The following is a 25,757-nucleotide window of genomic DNA, read 5'->3' on the forward strand; positions in this document are numbered from 1 at the left end:
ATTCCTCCTCGTTCGGATGCTGGTCAGCCCTTGACGGCGCCGGTGAGCATGCCCTTGGCGAAATGCCGCTGCAGGAAGGGGTAGACGATGAGCACCGGCACGATCGAGATGACGAGGATCGCCATCTGCAGCGACGTCTGCGGCGGCAGCGCCGTATCCGTGCCGAGGGCCTGCGCACCGATCTGGTTGCCGTCCACCACGTAGGTGCGCAGCACCAGCTGCAGCGGCCATTTCGAGGAGTCGGAGATGTAGAGCATGGCGTTGAAGAACGCGTTCCAGTAGCCCACGCCGTAGAAGAGCCCGACGACGGCCAGCACGGGCTTGGCCAGCGGCAGCCCCATGTGGCGAAAGGTCTGCCATTCCCCCGCACCGTCGATGCGAGCGCTGTCCATGACCTCCTGCGGCAGTCCCACGAAGAAGGCCCGCACCACGATGACGTTGAAGGCCGAGACCGCCGTGGGGATGATCAGTGCCCACAGGCTGTCGAGCAATCCGAGCTGTTGGACGACCAGGTAGCTGGGGATGATGCCGGGACTGAACAGCAAGGTCACCAGTACGAGCAGCAGCAGTTGCCGGTTGCCGATGCTGCCGCGTCGGCTGAGCGCCCACCCGAGCATCGCCGTCAGGGTGAGGCTGATGAGCGTGCCCACTCCGGTCACGAAGACGCTGACGAGCAGAGCTCGGGTGACCACGCCACCGGTGAAGATCGAGCGGTAGGCGGAGAGGTCGATGGCCTCGGGGATCAGCACGAACCCACCGGCCCGGACGACCTGCTCGGGAGTGGCGAGCGAGGTCGAGATGATGCCGAGGAACGGCAGCACCACCAGGAGGCAGGCGGTACCGAGCACGATCGCCTTGATGACGGTCTCGATGGGGCCGGGACGTGGCACGCCGTCGATGAGGGGACTCCTGCGGCGCCTGCGGCGCGTCCGGTCGGATCCGGCATCGGCCGGCTCGGCCTGAACCGCGCTCATGCCCGGTACACCCCTTCCTCGCCGAAGATGTGGGCGACCTTGTTCGCCACCAGCACGAGCACGAGACCCACCAGACCCTTGACGAGCCCGACCGCGGCGGAGACGCCCCAGGCGCCGCCGACGATGCCGTTGTTGTAGACGTAGGTGTCGAGCACCTGCGCGACACCCGGTCCGACCGCTTGTTGCTGCAGGATGAGCTGCTCGAAGCCGACCGACAGCGAGTCGCCGAGCTTGAGGATGAAGAGCAGGATGATGATCGGCCGCATCCCGGGCAGAGTCACGTGCCAGATCTGCCGCATGCGGGTGGCGCCATCCATCGCCGATGCCTCGTAGAGCGAACGGTCGATCTGCGAGAGCACCGCGAGGAACAGGATCGTCGCCCATCCCGTGTCCTTCCAGATGACCTGGGAGGTGATGAGCGCGTAGAAGGCGTCAGGGTTCCCGATGATGTCGAAGGTCTCCCAGCCGTGCGCCCGGAGCCAGTTGTTGAGCAGTCCTGCGCCGCCGAGCATCTGTTGGAAGATCGCCACCACGATGACCCAGGAGAGGAAGTGCGGCAGGTACAGCACGGACTGCACCACCTGCTTCACCCGGTCCGAGACCAGGCTGTTCAGCAGCAGCGCCAGCACGATCGGCGCGGGGAACACGAAAGCCGCCTGCAGCGCGGTGATCAGGAGCGTGTTCCGCAGTGCCTGCAGGAACTCGGGGTCTCCGTTGAACAGGATCGAGAAGTTCTCGAAGCCCACCCACAACGAGCGCCCGATGCCGAGGTAGGGCTGGAAGTCCTGGAACGCGATGACATTGCCACCGAGGGCGACGTACTGGAAGACGACGATGACCGCGATCCCCGGCAGCGCCAGCAGCAGTACGGCGCGGTCCCGCACGAGCCGACGCCACACCGGTGTGGGACGGCGCTGCTGCGAGCTCCCACGGGTCGACCTCGGGTGCTGCCTCCCGGGGCGTCGGATGGTCGTCGTCACGAGGGGACGACCCGAGAACGGGGACAAGCCACGACCGCGTGGTCAGATCCGCTCAGCGTGAGCAACTGCCGACGGGAGGACGTCCCTGTCCTTGGTCCGGCCACTCTCAGCTCCTTCTGCGACGGATGGCCCGCAGAGGGTCACAGTGGGCGAGCTTGTTTGTCAAGGGCGTACGATTAATCCACGGTCGCCGGTGGGCCGAGCCGCGGGGGTAGGCGCGGGATCCCGGGGATGTCCTCCTGACCTGGGGAGATGCTGCTCGTCCGAGGTTCGCATCGCCAGTTCGGAAGGGCCTCTTCAGGCCCGGAGCGCAATCGGTACCGCGGTCAGGTGCCGGTGCGGCCCGCCGTCGGCTCTCCGGCGGACCGGTGTGCGCGCAGCATGCCGGTGATCTCCTCGGCCGGCACGGCCTTGGCGAAGAGCCATCCCTGCCCGACGTCGCAGCCGAGCGCGCGCAGCCGTTCCAACTGGTCGGCCGTCTCGATGCCCTCGGCGGTGACGGTGAGGTCCAGCCCGTGCGCCAGCCCGATCACGGTGGAGACGATCAGCTCGTCGGTGGGGTTCGTCGCGTCGCCGCCGCGCAGCGTCCGGACGAACGAGCCGTCCAGCTTCAGCCCGCGAACGGGCAGCCGGGGCAGCGTGGACAGGTTGGAGTAGCCGGTGCCGAAGTCGTCGACCGCGATCCCGACGCCGAGGTCGTCGAGCGCGCGCAGGGCTTTCAGCGGCCCCGGTTCGTCGCGCATCACGGCCTGCTCGGTGAGCTCGAGCTGCAGCTGTCCCGGCTCCAGCCCGGTGTCGAGGAGGATCGCGGTGACGTCGGCGACGAGGTCGGGATCCTCCAGCTGGCGGGGGGAGAGGTTGACCGACAGCAGCGGCGCCGCCGCACCGAACTCGTCGCGCCACGCCCTTGCCTGCGCGCAGGCGTGCGCCAGCACCCAGCGACCGAGCGTCACGATCGCCCCGGTCTCCTCGGCCAGCTCGATGAACCGGTCGGGTTGCAGCAGGCCGAACGTCGGGTGGTGCCAGCGCACCAGCGCCTCGACCCCGCGGAGCGCGCCGTCGGACAGCGTGACCAGCGGCTGGTAGTGCACCACGAACTCGCCCCGCTCGATCGCCGCGGGCAGCGTGGCGGAGAGGGTGAACCGGGCGATCTCGAGGTCGGTGCGACCCCGGTCGAACACGGCGTAGCGCCCCTTGCCGTCGTGCTTCGCGCGGTAGAGCGTGATGTCGGCAGCCGACATCAGCTCGGCGGGGGTCGTCTCCGCGACCGCCTGCTCCACGACCCCGATGCTGGCGGTGACGCTCAGGTCGCGCCCGCCCAACCGGAACGGCGCCGTCATCGCGGTGATGATCTCCTCGGCGAGGGTGACCACCTCCGCCGACCCGCCGGAGCCGTCGGTCAAGACGACGAACTCGTCGCCCCCCATCCGGGCGAGCAGCCGGTCGGGGCCGCAGCAGTCCGCCAGCCTGCCCGCGACCGCCACCAGCAGCTGGTCGCCGACGTCGTGGCCCAGGCTGTCGTTGACGCGCTTGAACCCGTCCAGGTCGAGCGAGCACAGCCCGACGCGCCGCGACCCCGCGGGGTCGGAGAACGCCTCGGCGAGGCGCCGGGAGAACAGGGTGCGGTTGGGTAGTTCGGTGAGCGGGTCGTGGTAGGCCAGGTGCGCGAGCGTGGCCTGCAGCTGCTGCCGATCTGTGACGTCCTCGAGCATCGCCACCTGGTAGGCGGGAGCGCCGTCGGCGTCGCGCACCAGCGACACGGTCAGGTTGGTCCAGATGATCTCGCCGTCGGCCCGGGAGAAGCGCTTCTCGATCCGGAAGTGGTCCCGCAGGCCCCGCACGAGCTGCTCGTACAGCGGCCACACGCTCGGCGCGTCGTCCGGGTGCACCATCGCGCTGACGTTGCGCCGCGTGAACTCCTCCGCCGTGTAGCCGAACATCCGCACGAGGGCGGGGTTGACCTCCTGGATGTTGCCGTCCAGGTCGCCGATCCCGATGCCGATCGCGGCCTCGGTGAACATCGCCCGCAGCCGCGACTCGCTGGTGGCCAGCCTCGCCTCGGACTCCCGGCGCGCCGCGAGCAACGCGCGGCGGATCGCCTCCTGCTCGTCGACGGTCCGCTCGCACAACGCCTCGGCGTAGCCGGCCGCCAGCGCCCCGAGCGTGGAGCCCAGCCGGCGGGAGAGGTCCGGCGGGGGCGGGTCACCGACCAGCGCAGGCAGCTCCTCGCCGAGCACGGCCAGCGAGCGGCTCAACGTCTCGGTGCCGGTGAAGTGCGCGGCGACCAGCTCGACGCCGATCCGGTGCGCCCGTGCCGGGTCGTGGCTCGCGGCGTCCAGGACGTCGACCAGCCGGTCGGTGAGCCCGGCCAGGTAGTCCGTGAGCTCGTCGGGTCGCAGCGACACGTAGCTGGTGCCGGCGACGGCTGCGGACCAGCGCCGGGCGAAGCGGCGGCGCACGCAGTCGGTGTCGTCCTCCGGACCGATGACCACCTGCGGTCCCTACTCCCGACGCCCCACCGCGGCGAAACCGGTGAACCGTTCGGGGCGGTCGTCCGGATCGGTACCCGGGTCCGGGCGCCACTGCGGCAGGAAGACGACCCCCGGGTCCACCAGCTCGAAGCCCGCGAACAGGGCGGCGACCTCGGTGCGCGAGCGCATCGTCATCGGCGTGCCGGTGCGCTGGTAGAGGGCGGTGTGCGGGCCGGCCTGATCCGGCTGGCCCTCGTGGGTGGCGTGGGAGACGACGAGGTGGCTGCCCGGCGCCAACCGGTCGCGGTAGCGCCGGACGATCGCCTCCGGCTCCGCCTCGCGGGGCACGAAGTGCAGCAGCGCGACCATCAGCAGACCCACCGGCTCGGACAGGTCGAGCAGCCGCGCGGTGCGCGGGTCGCCGAGCACCGCGTCGACGTCGCGCAGGTCGGCCTGGATCACCTCGGTGCGGTCGTTGCCGGCGAGGATCGCCCTGCTGTGCGCGACGGCGACCGGGTCGATGTCGACGTAGACGACGCGGGCCTCCGGCGCCCCCGCCTGCGCCACCTCGTGCACGTTGCCCACGGTCGGGATGCCGGAGCCGATGTCGAGGAACTGCCGGATCCCCCGGTCGAGGAGGAAGGTCACGGCGCGGCGCAGGAAGGCGCGGTTGGCCTGCATGATCTGCGGGAGCTCCGGCCACATCTCGATGGCGCGCTTGGCCATCTCCCGATCCGCCTGGAAGTTGTGCGACCCGCCCAGGTAGAAGTCGTACACGCGCGCGGCGCTGGGCCGTTCGGCGTCCAGATCGCCGGGTGCCCGATCTGCGGACTCCGTCATCGGCTCCTCCCGCGGGTGGCCGGTTCCACGTGGGAACTTACACGGTCGCCCGCCGATGATCTCCCCGACGAGCAGGCGACGGCCCTCACGCCGTCAGGTCCGGGCGCCGCGACCCCACCCCTGTGGCCTGCTCGAAGGCGTGGCCGGCGCGCAGCACGGCCAGCTCGCCGCGGTGCGGGCCCACGATCTGCAGCCCGACCGGGAGCCCGCCGGGGGTGAAGCCGCCGGGGACCGACAGGGCGGGGTGGCCCGTGGCCGACACCAGGTAGGCCGAGCGCATCCAGCCCAGGTAGTCCGGCTGCGGCTCGCCTGCGACGTCCGTGGGGTACTCCTGCTCGATCGGGAACGGGGGCACCTGGCTCACCGGGAGCAGCAGCAGGTCGTAACGGGTGAAGAACTCCCGCATCCGGTGGTAGAGCGCGGCCCGCAGCACCTCGGCCCGGGCGAGATCGGGTCCGGTGAGCGTGCGGCCCTGGTCGATGTTGGCCGCGAGGCTGGCCTTGACCTGGTCGCGGTGCCGGTCGAGCACGGGCCCGAGGGCCAGGTCGAACTGCCAGGCCCGCAGCGTCCGGAACACCTCGTCGGCCCCGGTGAGGTCCGGGCACGCCTCCTCGACGGCGCAGCCGAGGTCGGTGAACGCCGCGATCCGCGGTGCGAGCGCGCCCACGACCGCGGGGTCCACGGGCACCGTGCCGCCCAGGTCGGCCGACCACGCCACGCGCAGGCCCGTCAGATCGCGCTCCAGCGGGCCGGCGAAGACCGAGCCGGGTTCGTCGATCGCGATCGGTGATCGCGGGTCGGGACCCGCGATCACCGAGAGCAGCAGCGCCGCGTCGGCGACCGTGCGCGCCATCGGCCCCTGCACCGCCATCGTCGCCCAGGGCGCCGCGCTCGGGTGGGTGGGGACCCGCCCCGGCGCCGGGCGCAGGCCGACGACGTTGCAGAACGACGCCGGGTTGCGCAGCGAACCGCCCATGTCGCTGCCGTCGGCGAGCGGGTGCAGGCCCGCGGCCAGCGCGGCCGCCGCCCCACCGCTGCTCCCGCCCGGCGTCCGGGTGGCGTCGTAGGGGTTGCGGGTCGCGCCGAACACGGGGTTGAACGTGTGCGAGCCGGCCGCGAACTCGGGCACGTTCGTCTTCCCGATCGTGATCGCGCCCGCCGCGCGGATCCGCTCGACGATCAGTTCGTCGGCGTCGGGGACGTGGTCGCGCAGGAGCGGGGATCCCGACGTCGTGCGGATGCCTGCCGTCAGGTGCGTGTCCTTGTGGGCCACCGGCAGGCCGTGCAGCGGGCCGACCGGCTCGCCGCGGGCCAGCCGCTCGTCCGCGGCGGCGGCCTCGGCGAGCGCGCGCTCGGGCACGAGCGTGACGATCGCGTTCAGCTCCGGGTTCACCCGCTCGATGCGCTCCAGGTGCGCCGCCACGAGCTCGCGGGCCGACACCTCCCGGCGGCGCACCAGGTCGGCCAGCTCACGGGCGGTGCGATAGCAGAGATCGGTGGACACGAACGCTCCCGTCGGTTGTGATCGCGAGATGTCTGACGAGTATCCGCCGATCCTCGCGGCTCCCGCCCGCCCGGTGGGGCTGCCCGTGCCCGGGCGGCGCGGGTGGATGGACGGCACCCCCTCGCCAGCGGTCGCGCGCACCGGCGGGCTTGGCCATGCTGAAGGCGTGACGGGGCCCACGGGGTACTACCGGATCCGGTTCGCGGCCGACCCGGTGCAGTTGATCTTCTTCCGCGGCGGGCTGAACGCCTGGCTGGAGCAGCTCCGGTGGCCGGAGGCCGACCGGGTCGACGTCGTCCTCGCGGTCAGCGAGGCGTGCACGAACGCCGTCGACCACGCGTACGCGGCCGGCGTGCCGGGAGAGGTGGAGGTCGTCGGCCGCCTCGTCGTCGGCGCGTGCGAGCGGCGCATCGTCGTGGTCGTGCGCGACGAGGGCCGGTGGCGCGACCCGGGGGACGGGCCCGGCTACGGGCTGCGGGCCGTCCACGAGTGCATGGACCAGGTCCGGATCCGCCACGACGGCGGCGGGACGGTCGTCACGATGACGAGCAGGCCGGTGCCGCTGCTCGACGGCGTCGCCGACGAACCGGCCGTGGAGCCGGCGGACGAGGACCGGGTCACCCGCCTACGAGCCCACTAGATCCACGGCGGCGAGCGGTGTGAGTGGCATGTTCTCGCGATCGCGCGCACGCACTGCTCGCCGGGGTGATCGCCAGGAGTGGTGTGAGGGCGACAGAACTGACGCCCTCACACCACTCCTGCTGATCATGGCCGTTCCCGCGTTCCGCGGAACGCGCCCGTCCACGTCATGGGTCCTCGGCCGCGGTCGCAGACCCATGGTGTCGATATGGTCAGGGAATCCTTCTGTGGGCGGGCCTTTCCCGGCTCGAGGCCACTGCCGCCCGCCCCGGCCCGGTCTTCGGCGCAGTCACCCGGTTCCCCTGGACCCCGCCCGTCGGCGACGTGGCCGGGTTGGGCCAGGTACCGAATAGCGTGGCCGGCCGGGCGGCCGTTCCCGACATGGCCCAGGCCTGTTCCGGACGAGAACGTCGCTGCCGGGTGGGTGCACACCTGGCTGTGGTCCCGATCCACCCCGCCTGGTGATCATGGGACCGGCCCGGGGCGCATCGAGGCTCATGATCGGCGGAAATGGAAGATGCGCCCCCACGGGCGCGGCCTGGTCCCTGCTTCCTTGACCAAGAACGCTTCGAAGGGGTTCTTGAACGGCACCACAGCCAGATGAGTGGCACCCCGCGGGGACGGGCTCGTCGTGGACCGGCCGGGGCCATGTCGGGAACGGCTGTCAAGGTGACCACGTAACTCGGTAGTTTCGCCAACCCGGCCACCGTCGCCATTGGAGGTCGGGCCGGGCGCGGGCCCGACTGCGAGTGACGCCTCGGCGCGGAGTGGGGCAGCTGGTCCCGAGCCGGGAACGGCGCGCCCACCGCAACCCGCCCCACCCGCCAGGACCCCCCGGGGAGGAGCGGACCCCCCGTGTCCTGCCACGCACCCCGATTCGGCCCACGCACCCCGTCGACGGGGTGCGTGACAGCAGACGGGGTGCGTGAGCGCAGACGGGGGGCGTGGCTCGTGGCCGCCCGCGCACGCACCCCGATTTCGCCCGCGCTACCCGTCGAGGGGAGGCCTCGGCGCAGACGGGGCGCGTGGGGGCAGACGGGGTGCGCCGGCGGGCGCGGACCGGCCCCCGCTGCACGACACGATGGACGTTCGCGGCCACGCTCTGGGTCATTCGGGAGGCGAGGGCAAGCCGTGCTGGCTAGCCTGCGGACCGTCGGTCCGCGGACGATGGAGGTGATGGCGGTCGGCTTCGAGGCACTGATCGTGCTGGCGATCCTGGTGATCATCGGCGGGGTGGTGTACGCCGTCGCGTCGGTGCGGCGGGCGGCGAACCCGCCGCGGGAGCAGCGCCCGGCCGCAGAGGCCGGCGACCCCGGGGGAGCGGTCCCGCGCGAACCCCCGGCGCAGGACGACCGATCCTGACCGCGTGCCGCTGCAGCAGGGTCCGGCGGCGCTACCGGGAGAGCAACCCGCGGAGGATCCCGACGATGTCCGCCGGGGCCTCCTCGGCCATGAAGTGACCGAGGTCGAGGGTCAGGTGCTCGACGCCGGGGGCCCACGCCTTCCAGATCGCGGCCGCGTCGTAGCCGAGGGCGGCACCCCAGTCCTGCTGCACGACGGTCACGGGCATGCCCAGCACGCGCCCGGCGGCGCGGTCGGCGCGGTCGTGCTCGAGGTCGATCCCGGCCGAGGCGCGGTAGTCGGCGACGATCGACGGGACCGCTTCCCGGGACGCCCGCAAGTAGGCTGCGCGGACGTCGGGCGGGATCGCGTCCGGGTGCCGGCTCCAGGCGTCGAGGAAGTACCCGAAGAACTCGTCGCTGCTGCCCTCGATCATCCGCTCGGGCAGGCCCGGTGGCTGTGCCATGAGGTAGAGGTGGAACGCCACCGAGGCATCGACACCGTGGAGGATGTCCCACATGTCCAGGGTGGGCAGGACGTCCAGCGAGGCCAGGTGCGTCACCGCGGTGGGGTGGTCCAGGCCCGCGCGGATCGCGACCAGGGCGCCGCGGTCGTGGCCGGCCAGCGCGAAGCGGTCCGCGCCGAGGTGCCGCGCCACCGCCACGACGTCGGCGGCCATGGTGCGCTTGGAGTAGACCGACGGGTCGGCGGCGGCCGGCTTGTCGCTGGCGCCGTAGCCGCGCAGGTCGGGGCAGATCACCAGGTGGTCGCGGGCCAGGTCGGGGGCGACGTGGCGCCACATGAGGTGGGTCTGGGGGAAGCCGTGCAGCAGGACGACGGGGCTGCCGCTGCCGCCGACCGCGACGTCGAGCAGCACTCCGTCCGCACCGGGCACGCGCTCGTGGCGGAAGCCGGGGATGGTCGGTTCCATGGTTCTCGCTCCTCTCAGCGGGGTGGCACCGATGGTCGACCTCGCCGATCAGCGTTCGATCAGCAGCCGTGACCGCGCCGGTGGTCCGGGTTCTCGGGCCGGTCGAGGTACGCGACCCGCGGGGGCACCGGCTCGACGTCAAGGGGCCGCGGCACCGCGAGGTGCTGGCGCGCCTGGTCGTGGCGCGCGGGCGGGTCGTGCCGGTGCCGGTGCTGGTCGAGGACCTCTGGGGCGCTCATCCGCCGCGTCGCGCGGTCGGGGCGGTGCGCACGTTCGTCTCGGACCTGCGGGCGGCGCTCGACCCGCACCTGAGGTCCGGCGGCGGCGCCCGCTCGATCGTGACCGAGGGGACCGGGTACGCGTTCCGGGCCGCCACCGAGTCCGTGGACGCCTGGCGGTTCGCCGCCGCGGTCGGCACCGCGGACGCGCGCCGCGGCAGGTCGGCCGAGGACCTGCGGTGCGCGCTGGAGCTGTGGCGGGGAACGCCCTACGCCGACTTCCCCGACGCGCACTGGGCCCGGGGCGACCGGGCGCGGCTCACCGAGCTGCGGCTGGCCACCGTCGAGCAGCTCGCCGCGGCGCTCCTCGCCGCCGGCCGGCCCGCCGACGCCGCGGCGGACCTCGACGCGCACGTCACCGAGCACCCATGGCGGGAGGAGGGCTGGCGGCTGCTCGCGCTCGCGCTCTACCGCTGCGACCGCCAGGGTGACGCGCTCGCGGTGCTGCGGCGCGCGGCCACGCTGCTCGCCGAGGAGCTCGGCATCGACCCCGGCCCGGCGCTCGGGCAGCTCCGGACCGACATCCTCCGTCGCGCTCCGCACCTCGACCCGCCGGGCGCGACGCCCGGGGACCCGCCGGGCGCGACGCTCCCGGCGCAGCGGATCCGGGCCGGCGCGGCGGCGGAGTGGGAGCGCAGCACGACCGTGAGCGAGCGCGCCACGCTCGTGTCGACGACCGCGCTGCTGCGCAGCCTCGCGGTGCACGGCGGGCAGCCCGGGTCGGCGATCGCCCAGCACGCGGCCACCGTCGCGGCGGCCGAGGACCTCGGCGACCCCGAGCTCACCGCGCGCATCCTCGCCGCGTACGACGTCCCGAGCGTCTGGTCGCGGGCCGACGACCCGGACGCCTCCGCCGCCGTCGCCGCGGCCGCCGAACGGACCCTGCGGCTGCTGCCGGAAGGGGGTCGGCCGCCGCTGCGGGCGCGCCTGTTGACGAGGATCGCCGTGGAGACCCGCGGCCTGCCCGGCGCCCGCGGACGGGAGGCCGCGGCCGAGGCCGAGGCGCTCGCCCGCGGGTCGGCCGATCCCGCCTTGCTGGTCACCGCGCTCTCGGGCACGTTCTTGCAGACCTTCTCCCGCGCCGGCCTGGCCGCGGAGCGCGACGCGATCGGGCGCGAGATCGTCGGGATCGCCGACGAGCACGACCTGCCGACGTCCGCGGTCCTCGGGCGGATCATCCGCATGCAGGCGCTCAGCGGTCTGGGCGATCTCGACGGCGCCGCCGGGCACGCCGAGGCGCTCGCCGAGCTGGGCGAACGCCTCGACCGTCCCCTCGCCGGCATCTTCGTCGCGTGGTTCCGGGCCATGCGGGCCGTGGAGGACGGGGCCGCCGACGCCGAGGACCGGTACCGCCGTGCGGCGGACGCGCTCGCGGGTGCGGGGATGCCCGGCGTCGAGACCGGGCTGCTCGCGTTCGCCCTCACCTGCCTCCGGCTGCGTCGCGGCGCGCCGCTCGCGCCGCTCGGCGACCTCGGCCCCTACGAGCCGTGGGTGCGCCCGCACCTGCTGCTCGCGCGGCGGCGCCACCAGGAGGCCGAGGCCGCGGTCGGCGCGCTGCCCGACCCACCACCGGGCCACCTGCAGGAAGCGCTGTGGTGGCTGGCCGGCCGCGCGGCGCTGGCCACCGGCGACGCCCGCGTCGCGGCCCGCGCCGAGGCGGCGCTGGCACCCGCCGCGACGGAGCTGGCGGGGGCGAGCAGCGCGATGGTGAGCCTGGGCCCGGTCGCCGACCTCCTGCGCGCACTGCGCGGCTAACAGGCCCGGAGGGCACAACTGGACGTCGCACACCGACTCCGGTGCTGCCACACCGACTGCAACCGGTGTGTGAGCGAGGTGATCGGTGTGTGAGCGCTGCGGTCAGCGCTCCGGGCTCGCGCCGCACGACTCGCGCACCACCAGCTGCGGCCACAGGCTCACCCGGTGCACCGGCCGCGCGCTCGGGTCGGCCACCCGGGCCAGTGCGAGCTCGGCGGCGACCGACCCGAGCCGGTGCTTGTCGGGCCGGACGGCCGTGAGCGGTGGGTCGGAGGCGCTGGCGACCTCGTCGTCGTAGGAGACGACGGCGAGCTCGCCCGGCACTGCGACGTCGCGGTCGCGGGCGCGTTCGAGGATGCCGATGGCCTCGCGGTCGGAGTGCACGAGCAGGGCGCGGACGGCGCCGTCGTGGCACCGGTCGAGGACGTCGTCGAAGGCCTCGGCCCAGCCGGGCTGCCCGTAGCTGGGGACGTCGAGGTCGGGCACCCCGTCCTGCGCGAGTCCCAGCTGCTCGACCGCCGTCCGCCAGCCGCGGCGCACCGCGCGGCTGGTCGGGCTCGGGCGGGCCACGACCAGGCCCACGCGCCGGTGGCCGAGGGTGGCGAGGTGCCGCACGCCGAGTCCCGCGCCGAGGGCGTGGTCGGTGGTGGCGGCGTCCAGGGCGAGGGTCGGCAGCTCGGGCGGGGGCAGCCGTTCGACCAGCGCCACCGGCAGCGGGAGCCCGCCGAGCCACCGCAGGAGCTCCGCGCCCGCCCGCCCCGTCGTGTCGGGGGCGACCAGGAGCGACTGCACGCCGCGCTCCAGCAGCCGCGCGACCTGGCGGCGGTCCTGCGTGGCGTCGTAGCTCGAACCGCGTAGCGCCAGCCGGGAGCCGGCCGCGGCGAGCGCGGTCTGGGCGCCCTGCACGACCGCAGGCCAGTAGTAGTCCACCGAGGGGACGACCATCCCGACGAGCACGCGGGACGCCAGCGGACCGACCGCCGACCGCGGCGGGCCCTGCTCGGACGCGGCGCCGGCGCGCCGGGGCAGGGTGATCCCGCCGTGCACCCGGGTGACGAGGCCGCTGTCGGCGAGCGCGGTGACGTCGCGGCGCAGGGTCACCGGGCTGACGCCCAGCTCGCCGACCAGCTCGGACAGCCGCACCGTGCCGCGGGTGCGGACCGCCGCCAGTATGAGCTCCCGCCGCTCCGCCGAGAGCCTCATCCGCGGTGCTCCGCCGCGATCTCCAGGCGCACGGTGAGCGCGCGGACCGCGGCGCCGGCGCGCAGCGTGAGCCGCGTCAGCCCCTCGCCCCACACCGCGCGCAGGAGCGGGTCGTCGAGCGGGAGGTCCGCCACCTCGGCGGCGGCGAGGGCGGGGTCCCAGGTGAGGACGAGCGGCCGGGTCGCCGGCGCGGTGACGACGGCGCGTCCCCGCTCCACCCGCACGGATCCGGCGAGCACGTGCCGGAGCAGCACGGGGGCCTCGCCCGCCCAGCGGTCCTCGACCAGTGCGTGGGCACCGGGCCCGCGGACCAGCCGGACGGTGCGCTCCCACCGCGCGACGCGGCCCGCGGGGTAGGCCGCGGTGAGGTCGGCGTGCAGCGCCGCCACCGCCGGGCCGAGCTCGGCGCGGACGTCGCAGGCGCGGTGCTCGGCGCCGACCCCCTGCGGGCTGCCCGGATCGGGCACGTTGTGCCAGTCGCTGCCCAGGGGCCAGGCGCGGTAGCGGTCGGGCCCGAAGCTCGCGGCCGTGTAGGTGGGCTGGCCCACGTCGACGACGAGCGGCCGCCCGTCAACGGCCACCCAGAACGTGCCGACGTCGAGGTGGTTGTGCCGCTCGTCGTTGTGCCCGGCCTTCGCGGCCACGGTGAGGCCGTGCGTGCTGCCTCCGTCCTCCCGCGCGACCAGAACCTGTACGCGAGGCAGCCACGCATGGGGCGCGAGCCACGGTGCGCCCGCATCCGCTGCGCCGGCGTGCGCGGTCGTCCACCTCCGGTCGGCGAGGGCCTCCAGCGCGCGGCCCAGCCCGGCCCGCGGGCGCGCCGCCGGACCGGTGCGGCCGCGGGCGAGCGCGTGCCCGCGCACGGCGGCGTCACCCAGGCGGACCCCCCAGCGGAACGGCACGTGCCACGCCTGGTCGGGGGACGGGCGGGCGGGGCAGTCCCCGACGTTGACGTACCAGTCGTCGCCGAGGTGCATCCGGTGCGGGTAGCGGGCGAGCTCGGCGAGCACCGGGAGGTCGCGGGCGTCGAGCGCCTCACCGCCCGCCGCGGCGAGCAGGTCGAGGGCCTCCAGCAACCGGCCGGCCCCGAGCCACCAGTACTGCACGCCCTCGTCGACGCCCCCGTCGTCGGGCTGCACGCGCAGGTAGTGGTCGAGACCCTCGACGACGAGCCGCACCAGCCGGGCGCGCCGCTCCGCGTCGTCCACCACGGCCAGCGTCGCGGTCAGCACCGCGCCGTGGATCCAGGGGTTCCAGTTGTGGGCGTCGCCGTCGCGGCCGATCCAGTGCCAGTCGCGGACGTCCTCGAACGGCCGCAGCACCCGGCGTTCGACCTCCTGGCGCAGGCGCCGTCGCAGCCCCGGCGCGCGCACGTCCAGGTGCGGGCCCAGGGCGTGCTCGGCCCAGGCGACCAGCGCGGCCACCTCGGCCGCGCCGAGGTCGAGGAACGGTCGCCCCGGATCGGGCACGACCTCGCCGCGGGCCGCCGCGCCGCGGTCGTGCGGTGCCCAGCACCACGTGCCGGCCTCGGCGAGGGCGACGAGCCCGTCGACGGCCCCGTCGAGGTGGGGGACCCCACCGGGCGGCGCAGTCGCCTGCGCCGTCTCCCCGGTGAGGACGGCGGCGACGGCCAGGACCGCCACCCGCTCCCGCAGCGCCCGCGCGGGGTCCTCGTAGGCGGTGCGCACCCCGTCGCGGAACGCGCGGGCCCAGTCCGAGGCGAGCAGGACCGGCTGGGGGCGGTCGAGCTCGTGGCGGGCCGCGGCCAGCACGGGCTCCCGGGCGGCCGCGGGCACGGTGTCCCAGGTGGACCGGTCCGCCACGTCCGGAACGGGCAGGCCGGCGGCGATGCGGAGCGTGCCGCTCGCCAGTGCCGGGCCGAGGCGCGCGCGGAGGGCACCGCAGTCGGTCACGATCGCTCCTGATCGATAGTGGACGAAGATGAACGGATTCGTTGACCGGGGAGTGTGCCACGGGATGGAGTGCGGGCCACACCGCGATGTAGGGGAGGAAGCGATGCGGCTTCGCGCTCGGCCCGGCCTGTCCCGGCGCTCGTTCCTGGCGGGCGCCGCGGGCGTCGCCACGACGGGGCTCCTCGCCGGCTGCGGCGGCGCCTCGATCCCGGCCGGCGCCACCCGGGTGACGATCTGGTCCTGGCTGACCGGGATGGACAAGTACGTCGCGGCGTTCAACGCCACCCAGCGCGACGTGCACGTCGAGCTGAGCGTGATCGCCTCGGGTCTGTCCGGCGGGTACGCGCAGCAGACCAACGCGATCCGCGCGCACAACGCGCCGGACATCCTGCACGTCGAGTACCAGGGGCTGCCCCAGATCCTGCTCACCGGCGGGCTGCGCGAGCTCACCACCGACCTCGCGGACCTCGCCGAGGGCTACTCGCCCGCCGCGTGGCGCGGCGTCCGCCCGGACGGCCGCACCTGGGCGGTCCCGATGGACGTCGCGCCGATGGCCTTCTACTACCGCCAGGACCTGTTCGAGCACCACGGCGTCCCGGTCCCCGCGACGTGGGACGAGTTCCGCGGCGCGGCCGAGGCCGTGCGGGCCGCGGACCCGGCCGCGCGGATCACGACCTTCCCGCTCAACGACGGCTCCTTCTTCGCGGGTATGTCGTGGGGGGCCGGTGACCCGTGGTGGCGCATCGAGGACGGAGCCTGGCGCGTCGACGTCGCGGGCGAGGGCACGATGCGCACCGCGCGCTACTGGCAGGACCTCGTGGGCGCCGACCTCGTCGGCAGCGGCGGCACCGGCACGCAGGACTGGATCGCCGCGATGCACGAGGGCCGGCTGTGGGGGCTGCTCGGCGCCTCGTGGAGCGTGGGCACGCTCAACAAGTCCATCCCGCAGGACACGGGACGCTGGGCCGTGACGACGATGCCGACCTGGGGCGACCCACCCGCGAACGGCGTCCAGGGCGGCACCGCGTTCGGCGTCTCGGCCGAGAGCGACGTCCCCGATGCGGCGCTGACGTTCCTGCGCTGGCTCTCGACCGATCCCGAGGTCGCCCGGGTCGGCTCCACCTTCACCTCACCGTTCCCGGCCTACGTCCCGAGCCGCGCGGTCGCCCGCGACGCCTACCGGGGCGGGTACTTCCTCGGCCGCCCGGTCTACGACGTGCTGGGCGAGGCCGCGGACCGGGTGCCCGACTGGACGTGGGGACCGAACGCGCTCGGCCTGTTCTCGACCGTCAAGGACGCCTTCGGCGGGGTGCCGACGGGCGCGACCACGATCCCCGCCGCGATCGAGCACGTGCAGGCCACCGCCGTGGCCGACATGCGCGAGCGCGGCCTGTCCGTCCTCGAGGGGAGCGCCGCATGAGCGTCATCGCACCGGCCCGGCCCACCGGGTCCCCGGCGCCGGACGCGCGCGCGGGCTCGCGCCGCGCCGGCGCACTCGGGCGCCGGACCGGTCTGGCCGGGCTCGTGCTCGCCGCGCCGTTCGCGCTGCTGCTGCTGGGCACCGTGCTGGTGCCGATCGGCTTCGCGCTCTACCTCAGCCTGTTCACCGACCGCCTGTCCGGGCTGGGCTTCGACGGGCCGCAGCAGGTGTTCGTCGCGCTGGGCAACTACCTCGACGTCGCGCTGGACCCGGTCTTCCACGACGGCCTCGGCGTCGTCGCGCTGTACGCCCTCGTGCACGTCCCGATCATGCTCGGGCTGGCGCTCGTGCTGGCGCTGCTGCTCGACTCGGCCCTCGTCGCGCTGCGGCAGGTGTGGTCGCTTGCGGTGTTCCTGCCCTACGCGGTGCCCGGCGTCATCGGCGGGCTGATCTGGGCCTACCTGTACAGCCCCGGCATCGGCCCGCTGAACGACCTGCTCTGGTTCGACCCGCTCGGGTCGAGCGGGGTGCTGGCGTCCGTGGTCAACATCGCGACGTGGCAGTGGGTCGGGTACAACATGATCATCTTCTACACGGCGTTGCAGGCGGTGCCGCGCGACGTCCTGGAGGCCGCGCGCGTCGACGGCGCGGGCGCGCTCCGGCGGGCGGTGTCGATCAAGACGCCGCTGATCCGCCCGACGATCTTCGTCGCGCTGGTGTTCACCGTGATCGGCTCGCTGCAGCTGTTCACCGAGCCCCTCGTGCTCCAGACGTTCACCGGGGCGATCTCCAGCACGTGGACGCCCAGCCTCTACGTCTACGAGTCGGCGTTCGTCGCGGGCGACTACGGGCGGGCCGCCGCCGCGTCCGTGCTGCTCGCGCTGGCATCGGCGCTGCTCTCGGCGCTGGTCATGCGCCTGTCGAACCGGAGGACCCGATGATCGCACCCGCGTGGACCTCCCGCGCCGCCGTCCACGTCCTGCTCGTGGTCGCCGCGCTCTACAGCGTGCTGCCGCTGGTGTGGCTCGTGACGTCCTCGACGAAGTCGCTGGCCGACTTCTCGACGACCAGCGCGTTCGAGTTCGGTGATCCGAACCTCGGGACCAACCTCGCGACGCTGTTCACCCAGGACGGCGGGGTCTTCATGGCCTGGGTGCGCAACTCGCTGCTGTACGCCGGGCTGGGCGCGGTGCTCGGCGCCCTGATCTGCACGGCGTGCGGGTACGCCGTGGCCAAGCTCGACTTCCCCGGGCGCCGCGCGCTGTTCGCCCTGACGCTCACGGGCGTGCTGGTCCCGACCACGGCGCTGGCGCTGCCGCTGTACCTGCTGGCGTCGGAGCTGCGGATCGTCGACACGTTCTGGGCGGTGTTCCTCCCGCTCCTGACCAACCCGTTCGGGGTCTACCTGGCGCGCGTCTACGCGGAGGCGTCGGTGCCCGACGAGGTGCTCGAGGCGGCGCGCATCGACGGCGCGGGGGAGCTGCGCACGTTCGTCCGGGTCGCGCTGCCGATGATGCGCCCGGGACTGGTCACGGTGTTCCTGTTCCAGTTCGTCGGCATCTGGAACAACTTCTTCCTGCCGCTGGTGATGCTCACCGACCCGGACCTGTTCCCGATGAGCCTGGGGCTCTACCAGTGGAGCACCCGTACCGTGCAGTTCCCGCAGTACACGCCGCTGGTGGTCGTCGGGTCGCTGGTCGCGGTGCTCCCGCTGCTGCTCGCGTTCGTGGTGCTGCAACGGCAGTGGCGCTCGGGCCTCGCGGCCGGGAGCGTGAAGTGAGCGGTCCCGAGGCGCTGCTGGTGATGGACGCCGACACCCACCGGCTCCAGTTCGGGGCGGACGAGCTGGCGCGGCTGCGCCGGTCGGCCGTGCTGGGCCGACCGGCGTGGACCGACGAGCTGGAGTCGGCGCCGGTGCGCGCCCGGCTCGCGGAGGTCGAGGTGCTGGTCACCTCGTGGGGCTGCCCGCCGCTCGACGACCGGGTGCTGCGGGCTGCGCCGCGGCTGCGGGCCGTGCTGCACGCCGCGGGCAGCGTGCGCGGGCACGTCGGCGAGGCGGTGCTCGACCGCGGGATCCTCGTCACCACCGCCGCCGACGCCAACGCCGAACCGGTGGCGCAGTACACCCTCGCCGCCGTCCTGTGGGCGCACAAGAAGGTGCCGTTCCTCGCGGCCGACGCGCGCCGGCACCGCGCCGACTGGAGCTACCGGGAGCGGCGCGGCGAGCTGTCCGGGCGCGATCGCACGGTCGTGCTCGTCGGGTTCTCGCGGATCGGGCGGCGGGTCACCCAGCTGCTGCAGGCGGTCGGCGGGGGCCGGGTGCTCGTCGTGGACCCGGTCGTGGACCCGGCGCTCGTGCGTGCGGCCGGCGCCGAGCCCGTCCCGATGGAGCAGGCGCTGGCGCAGGCCGACGTCCTGAGCCTGCACGCGCCGTCGCTGCCCGAGACCCGGCACATGATCGGGGCGGCGCAGCTGGCCGCGCTGCCCACCGGCGCCACGGTCGTCAACACCGCGCGGGGCGCGCTGGTCGACACCGCGGCGCTGGAGCGCGAGTGCGTCGCCGGCCGGCTGCACGCGATCCTCGACGTGACCGACCCGGAGCCGCTGCCCGCGGCGTCGCCGCTCTACGACCTGCCGAACGTGCTGCTGACCCCGCACGTCGCGGGCTCGCTCGGGTCGGAGACCCGGCGGATGTCGGCCGCGGCGCTCGACGAGCTGGAGCGCTACGTCGCCGGCCTGCCCCCGCTCGACCCGGTCACCCGCCCCGCGCTGGCGGTGCAGGCATGACCCCCGTCGCGCCGGACCACGCGCTCTCGCCCCACACCGGCTGGACGCGGGCGCACTGGGCGGACCTCGCGGACCGGATGCTGGCCGCCGTCGACCCGTTCCGCTCCCCGGGCGGGGCCCGGGTCGACCTCCCGGGCCCCGCCAGCCGGTACGGGCCCGCCTCCGACGGGCTGGAGGGTTTCGCCCGCACGTTCCTGCTGGCCGGGTTCCGCGTGGCGGGGGAGCGGGGCGCCGATCCCGAGGGGTTGCTGGAGCGCTACGCACGGGGGCTGGCGGCCGGCACCGACCCGCACTCGCCGGAGGCGTGGCCGCGGCCCGACGAGCTCGGGCAGGCCAAGGTCGAGGCGGCCTCGATCGCCCTGGTCCTGCAGCTCACCCGGCCATGGCTGTGGGACCGGCTCGACGACGGCGTGCGCGAGCGGGTGGTCGCGTGGCTCGCCACGGTGGTGGGGCAGGACTACCCGCCGATCAACTGGGTCTGGTTCCGGGTGGTCGTCGAGTCCTTCCTCCGCGAGGTCGGCGGGCCGTGGTCGCGGGCCGACGTCGAGGAGGACCTCGCGGTCCACGCCTCGTTCCGGCGGCCGGGCGGCTGGCTCTCCGACGGCGCCGAGCGCGCGTTCGACCACTACACCGGGTGGGCCCTGCACCTGTACCCGCTGCTGTGGGCGCACTGGTTCGACGTCGAGGCGCTCTGCCCGCCCGAGCTGCGGCGGCAGTGGGCGGACGACCTGGCGCGCTACCTCGACGACGCCGTGCGGCTCGTCGGGGCCGACGGCGCCCCGCTCGTCCAGGGCCGCAGCCTCGTCTACCGGTTCGCCGCCGCCGCCCCGTTCTGGGTCGGCGCGGTGACCGGGGAGGGCGGGCAGCACCCCGGGCTCGTCCGGCGCGCGGCCAGCGGGATCGCCGGGTACTTCGCGGACCGCGGCGCCTTCGGACCGGACGGGCTGCTGTCGCTGGGCTGGCACGGCGCCTGGCCGCCCATGCGGCAGGCCTACTCCGGACCGGGCTCGCCGTACTGGGCGGCGAAGGGGATGCTCGGACTCGCGCTGGCCGCCGACCACCCGGTGTGGACCGCGCCCGAGCAGCCGCTGCCCGTGGAGTCCGGTGACCAGGCGCGGGTGCTCGAGGCGCCCGGCTGGCTGCTCTCCGCACGCCGCCGCGACGGCATCGCGGTCGTGCTCAACCACGGCACCGACCACGCGCACCCCGGCGACACGCGCGCCGACTCCCCGCTCTACGCCCGCCTCGGCTACTCGACCGCGACCCTGCCGCCGCTGACCGGCGCAGGCGTGACCGACCCGGTGGACAACGCGGTCGTGCTGCTCGACGGGGCCGGACGCGCCACGCACCGCACCGGCTTCCGCACCCTGTACGCCCGGGACCTGGGCGGGGGAGTGCTCGCGGCCGCGTCGGCCGGGCCGGTGCGGTGGGTCGACACCGGCGGGGACGACTCGGCCGACCACGGCTCGGGGCGGACGGGACCGGTCGTGCCCGGCCCGGGCCTGACCGTCGCGTCGGTGCTGCGCGACGGCGTGGAGGTGCGGCTCGCGCGCATCGACGACCACACCGGGGGCAGCTGGGGTCCGCTGCGCCTGGGCGGTTGGCCGGTCGCGCCCGCCGGCGACACGGCGGCCGCCGCGACCGAGGCGACGGCGACCTCGGTGACCGGTCTGCGCTCGTCCGTGCAGGGCCTGTGCGGCTTCACGGAGGCCGCCGTCCACGTCGAACGGGGCACGAGCCCGCTGGGCGAGGTGGCGATCCCGTACCTGCTCACGCCGCCCGGCCTGGCCCCCGGCACGGTGGTCGCGGCCCTGGTGACCCTGGACCGCGCGGGCGAGCCGCCACCCCGGCCGACGGTGACCGCGGAGTACGGCACGGCGACGATCACGTGGCGGGACGGCACGCAGACCCCCGTGGCCCTGCCCCGCCCCTGGTCCGTGGGTGCGAAGCTGGACGCATGAGGATCGCGCTCGGGAACGACCACGCCGGGATCGGGTTGAAGCAGCACGTCGTCGACGTGCTCACCGAGCTCGGGCACGAGATCATCGACCGCGGCGCCCCGGACGACGCCCCCGTCGACTTCCCCGACATCACGTTCGCCACCTGCGACCTCGTCCGGCGCGGTGAGGCCGACCGGGCGGTGCTGGTCTGCGGCACGGGGGTCGGCGCCGTCATCGCGGCCAACAAGATCCCCGGCATCCGCGCCGGGCTCGGGCACGACGTGTACTCCGCCCACCAGGGCGTGGAGCACGACGACACCAACGCGATCGCGATGGGGGCGTGGCTCATCGGGCCTGCGACCGCGCGCGAGGTCCTCGTCGCGTTCCTCGACGCCCGGTTCGACGACGACGAGGACACCCGCCGCCGGGTGGAGAAGCTGGCGCGGATGGAGCTCGACGCGGCCCGCGAGCTCGCCGACCGCGTCTGAGGCGCCCGGCGCTCAGTGGATCGTGTAGCCGCCGTCGACGAGCAGGCTGTGGCCGGTGATCATGGAGGCTGCATCCCCGAGCAGGAACGCGACGGCGCCGACGACGTCGTCGGGCTCGCCGAAGCGCCCCAGGGGGATCCGGCTCAGCAGCTCGTCGGCGCGGGCGCCGGGGGCGAGCGTCGCGGCCGTCAGGTCGGTGCGGACGAACGTCGGCGCCACGTTGTTCACGCGGATGCCGTGCGGCGCCCACTCGAGGGCGAGGTTGCGCGTCAGCTGTGCGACCGCGCCCTTGCTCGCCCCGTAGGTCGCCCGGTCCTCGATGGCCACCGCGCCGGCCTGCGAGCCGATGTTGACGATCGACCCGCGCACACCGCGCGCGACCCAGTCGCGGGCCACCACCTGGCTGACGAAGAACAGCCCCTTGACGTTCGTGTCCTGGACGGCCTCCCAGTCCTCCGGCCGGATGTCGAGCGCGGCCGCTGGGACGTTGACGCCGGCGTTGTTGACCAGGAGGTCGATCCCGCCGACGGACTCCAGCAGCCGCGAGACGGCGTCGGTGGCCTGCGCGACGTCGGCGACGTCGAGCACCACGGGCTCGGTCCCGTGCCGGCGCGCGATCTCCTCGGCGCTCGCCCGGTCGCGCGAGGTCCCGTAGACCGTGGCGCCGAGCTCCTGGAGGCCGTGGGCGATCGCCGCCCCCAGTCCCCGGCCCGCTCCGGTGATCAGGGCGCGTCGCCCGTCGAGCCGGAAGTCGAGGGTCATGAGGTGGTTCCCTTCGCGAGGATGCTGGCGGCGGTGCGGGACTGTATGCGTATCCAACCGATGGTGACAACATCGATGCCGACTCCGGCGGGACGGGAGCCTCGACGTGACGCGTGACCTGGTCGCCGCGCTGGACCTGGGTACGAGCGGGGTCAAGGCCGCGACGTGCGCACCCGGCGGGGAGGTCATCGGCACCGGCTACGCCGCGTACCCCACGGTGCACCCGCAGGCGGCGTGGGCCGAGCAGTCGCCGCTGGACTGGTGGGACGCCGCCCGCCGCGCACTGGCCGCGTGCCCGCGCCGCGCCGAGGTCGGCGCGCTCGTGGCCACCGGGCAGATGCAGGACGTCGTGCTGAGCGACCGCGGCATCCCGCGACGCGCCGCCCTGCTCTACTCCGACCTGCGGGCCGTGGCCGAGCACCGGGAGGCCGAGGAGGTCCTCGGTGCCGGCTGGGCCCGCGCGAGCGGCAACCTTCCCGATGCCTCCTGGCTGGTCGGGAAGCTGCGCTGGCTCGAGGCGCACGAACCGGGGGTGGTGCGTGGTGCGCAGCTGACGCTCGGCCCCGCGGGCTGGCTGCTGCACCGGGCCGGTGGCCGGGCGACCGCGGACGTCACGACCGCGTCGACGACCGGCTTGTTCGACGCCGCCGCCCGCACCTGGTGGGGGCCTGCGCTCGCGCAGGCCGGGCTGGAGCCGGGGCAGCTGCCCGAGCTCGGCGAGGGCGTGGTCGGCGAGCTGTCGGCCGACGCGGGCGCCGAGCTCGGGCTGCCGGCAGGGACGCTGCTGGTGGCCGCGGCGGGGGACGCGGCGACGACGACGGAAGGCGTGGTCGGTGACTCCGCGCGCGCCTACGCCTACCTCGGCACGAGCGGATGGGTCGCGCACCGCGAGGACGCGGGCGACTCCGACCCGGACCCGGCGCTGCACGTGCTGGCCCTCGCCGGCGGCCGCTCCCTGCGGATCGGGCCGCTGCTGAGCGTGGGTGCGGCGGCGGACTGGGCGCTGCGCACCTTCCTGCCCGGCCTCGACCACGACGCGGCGGCGTCCGCGGCCGCTGCCGTCGGGCCGACGCGCGTGCTGGTCCTGCCCAGCCTCGCCGGGGAGCGGTCCCCGGTGCGCGCCCCGCACGCGCGCGCCGCGGTGGTCGGCGCGGACCCGGGCACCGACGGCGTCGTGCTGTACCGCGCGACGCTGGAGGGGGTGGCCCACTCGCTGCGCGCCGTCCTCGACGTGCTCGGCGCCCCGCGGGACGAGGTGCTGCCCGTGGCGGGCGGGGGCGCGCGATCGGTGCTGTGGCGCCAGGTGCTCGCCGACGTCCTCGACATGCGCGTCGCGCCCGTGTCGGGAGACGTCGCAGGCCTCGTCGGCGCGCACCGGGCCGCGGCCCGCGCGATCGGCGCGCCCGAGGTCGCGCCGCTGGCCGAGCGCATCCGGGCCGACGAGGTGGTCGTGCCCGACCTCCCGGCGGCCCGCCACCACGCCCGCCTGCACCCCGTGCACCGCGGGCTGCACGAGGCGCTGCACACGACCTTCACCGCCCTCGCCGCGCAGCCCGGTGAGGGCACCTGCTGAACGCTCAGCGCGGGCGCGGTCCGGTGGAGCCGCGCACCACGAGCCGCGGGGTGAACCGCCGCACCCGTGGGGGGCCTGCCCCGCCCGGCTCCATCGCCAGCTGCAGGGCCGCGGCGCCCATGGACTCCAGGGGCAGCCGCACGGTGGTGAGGGCCGGGGTCACGTCCCGGGCGATCAGGATGTCGTTGAAGCCGGCCACCGACACCGCGCCCGGCACGGCGACGGCCCGCTCGCGCAGGTGCGCGAGCGCCCCGACCGCCATCTGGTCCGCGGTGCCCACCAGCGCGGTGATGTCGGGGTGTTCGGCCAGCAGGTGCCGGGCGCCGTCGCGGCCGCCGTCGCGCGTGGCCGGCCCGTGCCGGACGTGGACGCGGCCGCCTCGGGCCTCGACCGCGGCCCGGAGCCCGGCGACGCGGTCGACGGTGGACGCCAGCTGCGCGACACCGGCCAGGACGCCGACCTCCCGGTGCCCGTGCCCGGTCAGGTGCTCGCCCAGCTCGCGCGCGCCGCGCTCGTTGTCGACGAGGACGCGGTCCACGCCGAGGTCGGGGTGCCCGACGGCGACGACGCGGCCCCCGGTCGTGAGGAACGCGCGCACCCGTTCCTGCAGCCCGTCGCGGTAGCGCTCGTCGCGCAGCTCGCTCCCGGCGACGATCACGACGCCGGTCCGGTGCGTGTGCAGGAGCGTGAGGTACTCGAGCTCCCGGTCGACGTCGCGCCCGGTGTTGCAGATGGTCACGAGCATCCGGTGCTGCGAGGCCAGCTCCTGGATGCCGTCGATGATCTGGGAGAAGTACGGGTCTCCGACGTCGCCCGCGAGCACCCCCACGGTGGCCGAGCTCCCGTGCAGCAGGGCGCGTGCGTGCGCGTTGGGGACGTAGTGCAGCTCGCGGGCGGCCTCCTCCACGCGGGTGCGCAGCTCGGCCCGGACCGTGTAGTCGCTCCCGGACAGCACCCGTGACGCCGTGGGCACGGACACGCCGGCCCGGCGTGCGACATCGCGCAGGTTGACCGCCACGACGAGAAGGATAGGGACCCGCGGTCGCCGGGCCGCGTGATCGAGGGGAGCGGACGTGCGGATCGGGATCGTCGGTGCGGAGAGCAGCCACACCGCGGAGGTGCTGCGGCTGGTCGAGCAGGAGCGGCGGGTCCCCGGCGCGCGGGTGGTCGCGGTGGCCCCGGTGGACGTCGACGCCGCGCCGGGGATCGACCCGGCGCTGCTCGTCGCCTCGCCTGCTGAGCTGGTGGGCGCGGTCGACGCGGTCCTCGTCCTGACCCGCGACGGCGCCGGGCACCGCGGGCTCGCCGAGCCGTTCCTCGCGGCCGGGCTCCCGGTGTGGGTGGACAAGCCGTTCACGACGCGCGTGGAGGACGCGCGGGCGCTGCTCGCCGCGGCCCGGCGAGGCGGGGGAGCGGTGTGGTCGCGCTCGGCGCTGCGCTACCCGGACGGCGTGCGCCGGGCCGCCGACCTCGCCGCGGCCGGTGAGCTGGTGCACCTGCACCTGACCGGCCCCGCCGACCCGGCCGGCCCGTACTCCGGGATCGCGTTCTACGGCGTCCACCTGCTGGAGGCCGCGGTGGAGGTGCTCGGCACCGCGGGTTGGGTGCAGGCGCGGATGGCGGTGACGGCGACCGACGGCGCGGTGGTGGCCACCACAACGCTCGCGGGCACGCCGGTGACCTGCACATTCGTGACGCCGACCGACGCCGGTGCCGTGCCCTTCCACCTGTCGGCCGTGACCGGTCGGGGCGTCGTCGCGAAGGAGCTGGACCTGGGGCGCGACTACCTGCTCCCCGTGGTCAGGGGCTTCCTCGCGGCGTGCGACACGCGGGCGGCCGAGCGGGAGGACGACGACGTGCTGGCGCCCGTCGGGCTGGTGCAGGAGCTGCGCGCGGCCCTCGCGGCGGGTTGACGCGCCCGCACGGGCGCCTCTACGGTCTCGGCACCTCATAGAAAA

Annotated in this window: 21 protein-coding genes; 11 read left to right on the forward strand and 10 right to left on the reverse strand. The window is 74.9% G+C overall.

Features of this window, described 5'->3' with window-relative positions:
* Window positions 1-23 precede the first annotated feature (23 nt).
* The 5 genes from FB558_RS37215 to FB558_RS37235 all read right to left on the reverse strand — a co-directional run bounded on the left by FB558_RS37215 (window position 24) and on the right by FB558_RS37235 (window position 6,769).
* Complete coding sequence (locus tag FB558_RS37215) at window positions 24-974, reverse strand: carbohydrate ABC transporter permease (RefSeq protein ID WP_142062438.1); 951 nt, start codon at window positions 972-974, stop codon at window positions 24-26.
* Entirely contained in the window at window positions 971-1,858 is an 888-nt protein-coding gene (locus FB558_RS37220; protein WP_142062441.1) for an ABC transporter permease, read from the reverse strand. Before FB558_RS37220 ends, FB558_RS37215 begins: the two co-directional genes overlap by 4 nt.
* Before the next feature lie 422 nt (window positions 1,859-2,280).
* Window positions 2,281-4,446 (reverse strand): putative bifunctional diguanylate cyclase/phosphodiesterase, encoded by a 2,166-nt coding sequence (locus FB558_RS37225; RefSeq protein ID WP_211367115.1) that lies wholly within the window; start codon window positions 4,444-4,446, stop codon window positions 2,281-2,283.
* Window positions 4,447-4,455: 9 nt separating this feature from the next.
* The gene (locus FB558_RS37230; RefSeq protein ID WP_142062444.1) at window positions 4,456-5,265 is read right to left on the reverse strand and encodes an SAM-dependent methyltransferase; all 810 of its coding nucleotides are present in this window, start codon (window positions 5,263-5,265) and stop codon (window positions 4,456-4,458) included.
* A gap of 85 nt (window positions 5,266-5,350) precedes the next feature.
* Window positions 5,351-6,769, reverse strand: a complete 1,419-nt coding sequence (locus tag FB558_RS37235; RefSeq protein ID WP_142062447.1) for an amidase — start codon at window positions 6,767-6,769, stop codon at window positions 5,351-5,353.
* 166 nt (window positions 6,770-6,935) lie between these two features.
* On the opposite strand from FB558_RS37235, the gene FB558_RS37240 reads away from it, so the two are divergent.
* Together FB558_RS37240 and FB558_RS37245 are read left to right on the forward strand one after the other, a co-directional pair.
* On the forward strand, window positions 6,936-7,409 hold the full coding sequence (locus tag FB558_RS37240) for an ATP-binding protein (protein ID WP_170231737.1): 474 nt from the start codon (window positions 6,936-6,938) through the stop codon (window positions 7,407-7,409).
* A 1,175-nt stretch (window positions 7,410-8,584) separates the two neighbouring features.
* A complete protein-coding gene (locus tag FB558_RS37245; protein WP_142062452.1) occupies window positions 8,585-8,770 on the forward strand; it encodes a hypothetical protein in 186 nt (61 codons plus the stop codon).
* Between the two features lie 31 nt (window positions 8,771-8,801).
* Here the strand turns inward: FB558_RS37245 and FB558_RS37250 are convergent, their stop codons facing one another.
* On the reverse strand, window positions 8,802-9,680 hold the full coding sequence (locus FB558_RS37250; RefSeq protein ID WP_142062455.1) for an alpha/beta fold hydrolase: 879 nt from the start codon (window positions 9,678-9,680) through the stop codon (window positions 8,802-8,804).
* A 68-nt stretch (window positions 9,681-9,748) separates the two neighbouring features.
* On the opposite strand from FB558_RS37250, the gene FB558_RS37255 reads away from it, so the two are divergent.
* Window positions 9,749-11,713 (forward strand): AfsR/SARP family transcriptional regulator, encoded by a 1,965-nt coding sequence (locus tag FB558_RS37255; RefSeq protein WP_246107042.1) that lies wholly within the window; start codon window positions 9,749-9,751, stop codon window positions 11,711-11,713.
* Between the two features lie 102 nt (window positions 11,714-11,815).
* On the opposite strand, the gene FB558_RS37260 is transcribed toward FB558_RS37255, so the two are convergent.
* Both FB558_RS37260 and FB558_RS37265 read right to left on the reverse strand, forming a co-directional pair.
* The gene (locus FB558_RS37260; protein ID WP_142062458.1) at window positions 11,816-12,916 is read right to left on the reverse strand and encodes a substrate-binding domain-containing protein; all 1,101 of its coding nucleotides are present in this window, start codon (window positions 12,914-12,916) and stop codon (window positions 11,816-11,818) included.
* Window positions 12,913-14,829, reverse strand: a complete 1,917-nt coding sequence (locus FB558_RS37265) for a heparinase II/III domain-containing protein (RefSeq protein WP_246107043.1) — start codon at window positions 14,827-14,829, stop codon at window positions 12,913-12,915. The genes FB558_RS37260 and FB558_RS37265 overlap by 4 nt, the downstream gene beginning before the upstream one ends.
* Before the next feature lie 103 nt (window positions 14,830-14,932).
* On the opposite strand from FB558_RS37265, the gene FB558_RS37270 reads away from it, so the two are divergent.
* Genes FB558_RS37270 through FB558_RS37295 form a run of 6 tightly spaced genes read left to right on the forward strand, consistent with a single transcriptional unit; the run spans window position 14,933 to window position 21,464 of the window.
* Window positions 14,933-16,249 carry an ABC transporter substrate-binding protein gene (locus FB558_RS37270; protein ID WP_142062461.1) on the forward strand — a complete coding sequence of 439 codons (1,317 nt, stop codon included), beginning with the start codon at window positions 14,933-14,935 and terminating at the stop codon, window positions 16,247-16,249.
* On the forward strand, window positions 16,246-17,190 hold the full coding sequence (locus FB558_RS37275; protein WP_142062464.1) for a carbohydrate ABC transporter permease: 945 nt from the start codon (window positions 16,246-16,248) through the stop codon (window positions 17,188-17,190). The genes FB558_RS37270 and FB558_RS37275 overlap by 4 nt, the downstream gene beginning before the upstream one ends.
* Window positions 17,187-18,029, forward strand: a complete 843-nt coding sequence (locus FB558_RS37280; protein ID WP_142062466.1) for a carbohydrate ABC transporter permease — start codon at window positions 17,187-17,189, stop codon at window positions 18,027-18,029. The genes FB558_RS37275 and FB558_RS37280 overlap by 4 nt, the downstream gene beginning before the upstream one ends.
* Window positions 18,026-19,036 (forward strand): hydroxyacid dehydrogenase, encoded by a 1,011-nt coding sequence (locus tag FB558_RS37285; protein WP_246107044.1) that lies wholly within the window; start codon window positions 18,026-18,028, stop codon window positions 19,034-19,036. Before FB558_RS37280 ends, FB558_RS37285 begins: the two co-directional genes overlap by 4 nt.
* Window positions 19,033-20,997 carry a DUF2264 domain-containing protein gene (locus tag FB558_RS37290; protein WP_142062469.1) on the forward strand — a complete coding sequence of 655 codons (1,965 nt, stop codon included), beginning with the start codon at window positions 19,033-19,035 and terminating at the stop codon, window positions 20,995-20,997. The genes FB558_RS37285 and FB558_RS37290 overlap by 4 nt, the downstream gene beginning before the upstream one ends.
* Complete coding sequence (locus FB558_RS37295) at window positions 20,994-21,464, forward strand: RpiB/LacA/LacB family sugar-phosphate isomerase (RefSeq protein ID WP_142062472.1); 471 nt, start codon at window positions 20,994-20,996, stop codon at window positions 21,462-21,464. The genes FB558_RS37290 and FB558_RS37295 overlap by 4 nt, the downstream gene beginning before the upstream one ends.
* Before the next feature lie 12 nt (window positions 21,465-21,476).
* Here the strand turns inward: FB558_RS37295 and FB558_RS37300 are convergent, their stop codons facing one another.
* On the reverse strand, window positions 21,477-22,226 hold the full coding sequence (locus FB558_RS37300; protein WP_142062475.1) for an SDR family NAD(P)-dependent oxidoreductase: 750 nt from the start codon (window positions 22,224-22,226) through the stop codon (window positions 21,477-21,479).
* A 106-nt stretch (window positions 22,227-22,332) separates the two neighbouring features.
* Between FB558_RS37300 and FB558_RS37305 the strand changes: the two genes are divergently transcribed.
* Window positions 22,333-23,799, forward strand: a complete 1,467-nt coding sequence (locus FB558_RS37305; RefSeq protein ID WP_142062478.1) for an FGGY family carbohydrate kinase — start codon at window positions 22,333-22,335, stop codon at window positions 23,797-23,799.
* Between the two features lie 4 nt (window positions 23,800-23,803).
* Here FB558_RS37305 and FB558_RS37310 read toward each other — a convergent pair whose 3' ends face one another.
* Window positions 23,804-24,817: a LacI family DNA-binding transcriptional regulator gene (locus FB558_RS37310; RefSeq protein ID WP_170231738.1), complete on the reverse strand. Its 1,014-nt coding sequence runs from the start codon at window positions 24,815-24,817 to the stop codon at window positions 23,804-23,806.
* A 55-nt stretch (window positions 24,818-24,872) separates the two neighbouring features.
* Between FB558_RS37310 and FB558_RS37315 the strand changes: the two genes are divergently transcribed.
* Window positions 24,873-25,712: a Gfo/Idh/MocA family oxidoreductase gene (locus FB558_RS37315; protein WP_142062484.1), complete on the forward strand. Its 840-nt coding sequence runs from the start codon at window positions 24,873-24,875 to the stop codon at window positions 25,710-25,712.
* Window positions 25,713-25,757: the final 45 nt, after the last annotated feature.

The sequence above is a fragment of the Pseudonocardia kunmingensis genome, from assembly GCF_006716445.1.
Taxonomy (GTDB): domain Bacteria; phylum Actinomycetota; class Actinomycetes; order Mycobacteriales; family Pseudonocardiaceae; genus Pseudonocardia; species Pseudonocardia kunmingensis.

Excerpts from the sequence above, each read along its gene's own strand:
- FB558_RS37270 (WP_142062461.1), top strand. The coding sequence starts at position 14,933 with ATGCGGCTTCGCGCTCGGCCCGGCCTGTCCCGGCGCTCGTTCCTGGCG.
- FB558_RS37280 (WP_142062466.1), top strand. The coding sequence starts at position 17,187 with ATGATCGCACCCGCGTGGACCTCCCGCGCCGCCGTCCACGTCCTGCTC.
- FB558_RS37230 (WP_142062444.1), bottom strand. The coding sequence starts at position 5,265 with ATGACGGAGTCCGCAGATCGGGCACCCGGCGATCTGGACGCCGAACGG.
- FB558_RS37290 (WP_142062469.1), top strand. The coding sequence starts at position 19,033 with ATGACCCCCGTCGCGCCGGACCACGCGCTCTCGCCCCACACCGGCTGG.
- FB558_RS37295 (WP_142062472.1), top strand. The coding sequence starts at position 20,994 with ATGAGGATCGCGCTCGGGAACGACCACGCCGGGATCGGGTTGAAGCAG.
- FB558_RS37245 (WP_142062452.1), top strand. The coding sequence starts at position 8,585 with ATGGCGGTCGGCTTCGAGGCACTGATCGTGCTGGCGATCCTGGTGATC.
- FB558_RS37250 (WP_142062455.1), bottom strand. The coding sequence starts at position 9,680 with ATGGAACCGACCATCCCCGGCTTCCGCCACGAGCGCGTGCCCGGTGCG.
- FB558_RS37275 (WP_142062464.1), top strand. The coding sequence starts at position 16,246 with ATGAGCGTCATCGCACCGGCCCGGCCCACCGGGTCCCCGGCGCCGGAC.
- FB558_RS37260 (WP_142062458.1), bottom strand. The coding sequence starts at position 12,916 with ATGAGGCTCTCGGCGGAGCGGCGGGAGCTCATACTGGCGGCGGTCCGC.
- FB558_RS37300 (WP_142062475.1), bottom strand. The coding sequence starts at position 22,226 with ATGACCCTCGACTTCCGGCTCGACGGGCGACGCGCCCTGATCACCGGA.
- FB558_RS37215 (WP_142062438.1), bottom strand. The coding sequence starts at position 974 with ATGAGCGCGGTTCAGGCCGAGCCGGCCGATGCCGGATCCGACCGGACG.